This is a genomic window from Gemmatimonas sp., from assembly GCF_044376735.1.
Taxonomy (GTDB): Bacteria; Gemmatimonadota; Gemmatimonadetes; order Gemmatimonadales; family Gemmatimonadaceae; genus Gemmatimonas.
On the sequence record NZ_JBILKJ010000163.1, the window covers coordinates 1 to 5,617 of the forward strand.

The 5,617-nt window shown below is 66.6% G+C and carries 6 protein-coding genes; 3 read left to right on the forward strand and 3 right to left on the reverse strand.

Features of this window, described 5'->3' with window-relative positions; translation table 11 throughout:
* Positions 1–91: 91 nt before the first annotated feature.
* Complete coding sequence (locus ACIRA7_RS14425; protein WP_396221549.1) at positions 92–2,542, forward strand: DUF5916 domain-containing protein; 2,451 nt, start codon at positions 92–94, stop codon at positions 2,540–2,542.
* 75 nt (positions 2,543–2,617) lie between these two features.
* Here the strand turns inward: ACIRA7_RS14425 and ACIRA7_RS14430 are convergent, their stop codons facing one another.
* Complete coding sequence (locus tag ACIRA7_RS14430; RefSeq protein ID WP_396221550.1) at positions 2,618–3,367, reverse strand: Bax inhibitor-1/YccA family protein; 750 nt, start codon at positions 3,365–3,367, stop codon at positions 2,618–2,620.
* Positions 3,368–3,474: 107 nt separating this feature from the next.
* On the opposite strand from ACIRA7_RS14430, the gene ACIRA7_RS14435 reads away from it, so the two are divergent.
* Entirely contained in the window at positions 3,475–3,867 is a 393-nt protein-coding gene (locus tag ACIRA7_RS14435) for an ArsR/SmtB family transcription factor (protein WP_396221551.1), read from the forward strand.
* Between the two features lie 92 nt (positions 3,868–3,959).
* A complete protein-coding gene (locus tag ACIRA7_RS14440; protein WP_396221552.1) occupies positions 3,960–4,847 on the forward strand; it encodes an arsenite methyltransferase in 888 nt (295 codons plus the stop codon).
* A gap of 41 nt (positions 4,848–4,888) precedes the next feature.
* Here ACIRA7_RS14440 and ACIRA7_RS14445 read toward each other — a convergent pair whose 3' ends face one another.
* Both ACIRA7_RS14445 and ACIRA7_RS14450 read right to left on the reverse strand, forming a co-directional pair.
* Positions 4,889–5,239: a hypothetical protein gene (locus ACIRA7_RS14445; protein WP_396221553.1), complete on the reverse strand. Its 351-nt coding sequence runs from the start codon at positions 5,237–5,239 to the stop codon at positions 4,889–4,891.
* A 10-nt stretch (positions 5,240–5,249) separates the two neighbouring features.
* Positions 5,250–5,617, reverse strand: a 368-nt coding sequence (locus ACIRA7_RS14450) for a M20/M25/M40 family metallo-hydrolase (protein ID WP_396221554.1), incomplete at its 5' end; no start/stop codon positions are given.

Consider the following 5,617-nt stretch of genomic DNA (forward strand, 5'->3'; position numbering starts at 1 on the left):
TTGGACCGGTGCTATCTTACGTGTCTCGACGTTCCAGCCCGGCAGGTCGGCATCTGCGGAGCGTTACGCCACCGATTTCGCACCGCTCAACGTGCCTACTTCATACTTATTCGCGGTCCTGTTGCAGGTCGTACCCGCGGTGCCCCCGGCGACGAGGTTACCGGCCCAGGTGCCGCCGGCGGCCGCCGCGCCAGCGACGGCTACAGCGAACGCCCTCCCCCTCGGGTCGCGTCACCGCGGTGCCGTGTACCACGGACGTCGCGATCAGCTGACCGTGACCACGCCACGGCGGGAGGAGGCGATCGTGGTGGACGGCCGGCTCGACGAACCGGCATGGGCGGACGCCGCACTGCTCACGGGGTTCTCGCAGTTCTTCCCGGCCGATGGCATCGCGGCGCTGGACAGCACGGAAGTCCTGGTGTGGTACTCGGCGACCGCGCTGCACGTGGGCATCCGCGCCTTTGCGGCGCCGGGGACCGTCCGGGCCACGCTGGCCGACCGCGACAAGATCACGCAGGACGACAACGTGCAGCTCTTCCTCGGCACGTACAGTGACAGCCGCCAGGCACTGGTGTTCGCGGTGAATCCCTTCGGCATTCAGGGCGACGGCGTCCTCACGGAAACCGGGGCGGTGCTGGGCGGCGGATTCACGAGCACATCGGCCAAGGCGCGCGAGAGCTCCGATCTGGCCCCCGATTACGTGTGGAAGTCGAAAGGCCAGCTCACCGACTTCGGCTATCAGGTGGAGCTCGCGATCCCCTTCAAGAGCTTGCGCTATCGCGCCGGCGACGAGCAGCGCTGGCAGCTGAACGTCGCGCGTACGGTGCAGATCACGGGTCACGAAGAAACGTGGACGCCGGCGTTGCGCGGCGCGTCGAGTTTTCTGGCGCAGTCGGGGGTGCTGGCCGGGCTGCGCGACCTGCGACGCGGCCTCACCGTGGACGCGATTCCCACCATCACCTCGAGTGCCGTGGGCACGCGCAACGCGAGCACCGGGGCGTGGGACTACGCCTCCGGTCGCCCGGATCTGGGTGGCAGTGTGCGCTGGGGCGTGACCAGCAATCTCACCGTCGCCGGTACGGCCAACCCCGACTTCTCGCAGGTGGAAGCCGACGCGACCCAATTTGCCTACGATCCGCGTCAAGCCGTGTTTTTCCCCGAGCGGCGTCCGTTCTTCCTGGAAAGCCAGGAGCAGTTCACCACGCCCAACCGGCTGATTTACACCCGCCGCATTGCGCAGCCGGTGGCCGCCAGCAAGCTCACCGGCAAGTACGGCGGATTCGACATCGGCGTGCTCTCGGCCGTCGACAATCGCGAGGCGTCCTTCACGCAGAACACCTCACCGCTCTACAACATCGTGCGGCTCCAGCGCGACGTGGGGGCGCAGAGTCGCGTCGGCGTGGTGTACACGGACAAGATCGACGGCCGCCGCTGGAATCGCGTCGCCGGCGTCGACGCACGCCTCGTGCGTGGCGTCTACAACCTGCAGGGCCAGCTCGCGAGCAGCTTTACCGGCAGCGACAGTGGCGTACAGCGCGCGCCGTTGTTCGATCTGAGTGCCTCACGCAATGGACGGCGGTTCGTGGCCCGGTACGCCCTCAACGGCATCAGCCCGGACTTCGACGCGCAGTCCGGTTTCATCGCGCGCCCCGGCATTGCCAACATCTCGGCCACACATCGCCTGAATTTCTATGGCAAGCCGAAAGCGCTGGTGGAGCTGTTCAGCCCCGAGCTGTTCATGCTTGGCCGCTATCAGTACGACAACTTCGTGAACGGCGATGGGTCGCAGGACCGCCAGCTGCACCTGCGCGCGAATACGCGACTCAAGGGTGGCTGGCAGATCGGGACACAACTGCTGCTCGAGGTGTTCGGCTACGACCCGTCGCTCTACACCAATTACGTGATGCTCCGCCCGGGAAGTGGATCGCGCGTCGATACCGTGGCATATGTTGGCACGCCGAAGATCGGCAACCGCGACTGGGTGTTCTCGATCGGCACGCCGGAGTTCCGCCGCTTCAGTTACAGCGGCTTCGGTATCGTGGGCTACGACGAGAATTTCCAGGAATGGAGCTCGGCGCGCATCTTCAGCATGCAGAACACGCTCACGCTGCGGCCAACGGAACAGCTGCGCGTGGCCGCGACGTGGAACTTCGATTCCTTCGATCGTCGCAGTGATGGCACGCGGGTCCTCACCCGGAACACTCCACGGGTGCGCGCCGAGTATCAGCTGACGCGCCAGTTTTTCGTGCGGGTGATCGGTGAGCACTCGGTGGTCACCCAGGATTCGCTGCGCGATGACACGCGCACGGAGGCGCCGATTTATCTGCGAAGCGCCAATGGCAAGTTGACCCGGGCGGCGGCATTCGAGCGCACCAGGGCGCGGCTCGACGTGCTCCTGTCGTACCTCCCGTCGCCGGGAACGGTCGTGTATCTGGGCTACGGCGATACCCAAGCGGCCAATCGTCCCGGGGGCCCGGAACAGCTCCAGCGCACGCGCGATCAGTTCTTCATGAAGCTGAGCTACCTGTTCCGTTTGCAGTGATACGCGCCCACGTGGTACGAGAAAGCCCCGGTCGAGCGATGCTCGACCGGGGCTTCTTCGTAGGACGGCCAGCGGTTAGTCGCGGCGACCCTGCAGCCGCGACAGGAGGCGCAGGAGTTCGAGATACAACCAGATCAGCGTGACCATCAGGCCGAACGCGGCGAACCACTCGAGCTCCTTCGGGGCGCCGGCCCGCACGCCCTGTTCGATGCGATCGAAGTCGAGCACCAGATTGAGCGCGGCGACGCCAGCGATGGCGAGATTGATCCCGATCGCGAGCGGGCCCGACGACGTGAAGTAGCCGATGGACACGCCGAACAGCGACAGCAGCATCGAGCCGAGATAGAAGAGGCCGATGCCGATCATGGCGGCGAACATCATGCGCCGGAAGCCTTCGGTGGCGCGCAGGATGTTGAAGCGATACAGCAGGAACACCGCCCCGGCGACGCCGAAGGTGAGCAACACCGCCTGCTGCGGCAGCCCCGCGAAGCGCAGGTTGTAGACGGCCGACACAGCGCCGAGGAAGATGCCCTGGAGCGAGGCGTAGATCGGCGCCGCCCACGGTGCCGTCTGCGGCTTGAAGCTGGCGATCATTCCCACGATGAACCCGCCGATGCCACCCAGCAGCATGGCGGGAGTGAGGAGCTCGAGATTACCGGTCGCGAACTGCTGCCAGGTCACGGCCGCCGAGAAGAGCACGACCGCGAGCAGCACGGCGGCCTTCCCGGCCACGCCGGCGGTGGTCATGGTACCCGAGCGCGATCCGGCGGCGGTGGCGCGTGCCGCGTCGGCCAGGCGGGACAGAACGGGATTCGTAGTGCGCATGGTCTATCGTGTGCGAGAGAGTGGGAGCAGCCTACCGCGAAAAGATACCCCACGGCGTTCAGTTCGGTCGCCCTTGATATATCAAGTTTTTCTGATATATTCAAAAAATGCCGACGGTATCCCTCGACCTCGCCCGCTGCGCGCGCCTCTTTCACGCGCTGTCCGACGAGACCCGCGTGGCGGTGCTGCAGCTGCTGGGCGACGGGGAGCAGTGCGTCTGCGACTTGCAGGCCGCATTGGATATGGCGCAGTCGCGCCTGTCTTTCCATCTCAAGGTGCTCAAGGACGCGGGGCTGGTGCGCGACCGGAAAGACGGACGCTGGTCGTACTACACCTTGGAGCCCGACGCCCTGACCGAGGCGCACGACATCGTCCACGCGTTGGCGTCGCCGCGCGCAGCCGGTACCGCCGCGCTCGGCACCGCCGCGCTCGGCACCGCCGGAGCGCGACCGGGCGCGCTGGGGCGAGTGATCACCGCGCTGGGGAGCTGCTGCGGGTAGCCGGTTGCTCCATCGTTTTTTTTTCGTCAAACGCATCAAGATTTTTTGGTGCAAACTCTCCGCTGTTTCATCCATCTCCCGAGGCTGTTTACATGAGCTCCCCCATCGGCATCACGTTCCGCAAGCCCGCCGAAAACGCCACCATCACGGACGTCGTCCGCGAGAAGTACGGCGCGGCGGCGCGCCGGGTGCTCGACCTCGACGCGCCGACTTCCTGCTGCGGCCCGACGAGCTCCTGCTGTGGTGGCACCGAGTTCAACGGGTCGGTCGATCCGATCACCGCGAACCTCTACGTGAACGGCGAGACCGATGAGCTGCCAAACGCGGCGGTGTTGGCGTCGCTCGGCTGTGGCAACCCGACGGCGCTTGCGCAGCTCGAGGCCGGCCAAGTCGTGCTCGACCTGGGGTCGGGCGGCGGCATCGACGTCATTCTCTCGGCCCGACGGGTGGGCCCCACCGGCAAGGCCTACGGACTGGACATGACCGACGACATGCTCGCCCTGGCCCGTCGGAACGCGGCCGACGCGGGGATTCCGAACGTCGAGTTCCTGAAGGGACAGATCGAAGCGATCCCGCTGCCCGATGCGAGTGTGGACGTGATCATTTCGAACTGTGTGATCAACCTGTCGGGCGACAAGCGTACGGTGCTGGCTGAAGCGTTCCGGGTGCTGAAGCCCGGCGGACGGTTTGCGGTGAGCGATGTGGTCGTGCGCGGGGACGTGCCGGCGGCCATGCGACGCAGCATGGAGCTGTGGGTGGGCTGTGTGGCGGGGGCGCTGGAAGAAACCGAGTTTACGCGCCTGCTCGCGGACGTTGGCTTCGTCGATGCGTCGGTCGAGCCAACCCGCATCTACCGGGTGGAGGACGCCCGTCAGTTCCTCGAGGAAAGCGGCGTGGCCTCGCAGGTGAATCTCGACGCGATCGACGGCAAGTTCATGGCGGCGTTCGTGCGCGCCGTGAAGCCGCACCCGTCGGCGTAACCGGCGGGGCCGCCGTCGCCGCAGCCGGCCACGCCGATCCCTTACGGGATCGGCGTGTGGCGTTCCGAGAGGTCGTTCGCCACGTAGTGCTGCAACAGCTCCTCGGCAGCCGGGAGATACGCCTCGATCGGCGGCAGCCCGCCGTCGAGATTCGGGCCGGCATCGCGAAACACCGCGGCGATACCGTGCGCGAGCGCATCGACGTCGCGATGATCGTACACGCAGGCGTCGAGCAGCATCACCAGGTAGCTCGCGAGCACTTCAGGCGTGGGCTCCCGCACCGAACGCCAGCCGATGCGCTCGAGCCCGCGCGTGAGCACCAGCGCCGCGCCGCCGCCACCGAGACCGGTATCGGCGCGAAAGCGGGCGCTCAGTGCGTCGAGACGAATCATGCCGTGCGCATTACTGCGCGACCACGTTGGCGCTGAGGGCCTTCGTGAGGCGATACAGGAACTCCTGCCCCTCGAAGTAGCTCTTGATCCCCATCCGCTCATCGCGGCCGTGCGCCCGCGCGTCCACCGTAGGATCGGAGAACAGTCCAGACACGCCGAACGCCGGCACGCCGAGGGCGCGGAAGAAGCGCGAGTCGGTGGCGCCGGTGCTCATCGTAGGAATGATCGGCATCTCGCCCCACAGCTCCTTAGTGATGCGCGCGACGTTCTGCATCAGCTCCGGCAGCAGCGCCGATGGCGGTGAGGCCGGACGCTGCGAGCGGATGATCACCTGCACCGTGGTGTCGCCGATCGCCTTCGCCAGCTCGGCCTGGACCT

Bases quoted from the DNA above. Each gene is read 5' to 3' on its own strand.
- ACIRA7_RS14445 (WP_396221553.1), bottom strand. From the start codon at position 5,239: ATGATTCGTCTCGACGCACTGAGCGCCCGCTTTCGCGCCGATACCGGT.
- ACIRA7_RS14435 (WP_396221551.1), top strand. From the start codon at position 3,475: ATGCCGACGGTATCCCTCGACCTCGCCCGCTGCGCGCGCCTCTTTCAC.
- ACIRA7_RS14440 (WP_396221552.1), top strand. From the start codon at position 3,960: ATGAGCTCCCCCATCGGCATCACGTTCCGCAAGCCCGCCGAAAACGCC.
- ACIRA7_RS14430 (WP_396221550.1), bottom strand. From the start codon at position 3,367: ATGCGCACTACGAATCCCGTTCTGTCCCGCCTGGCCGACGCGGCACGC.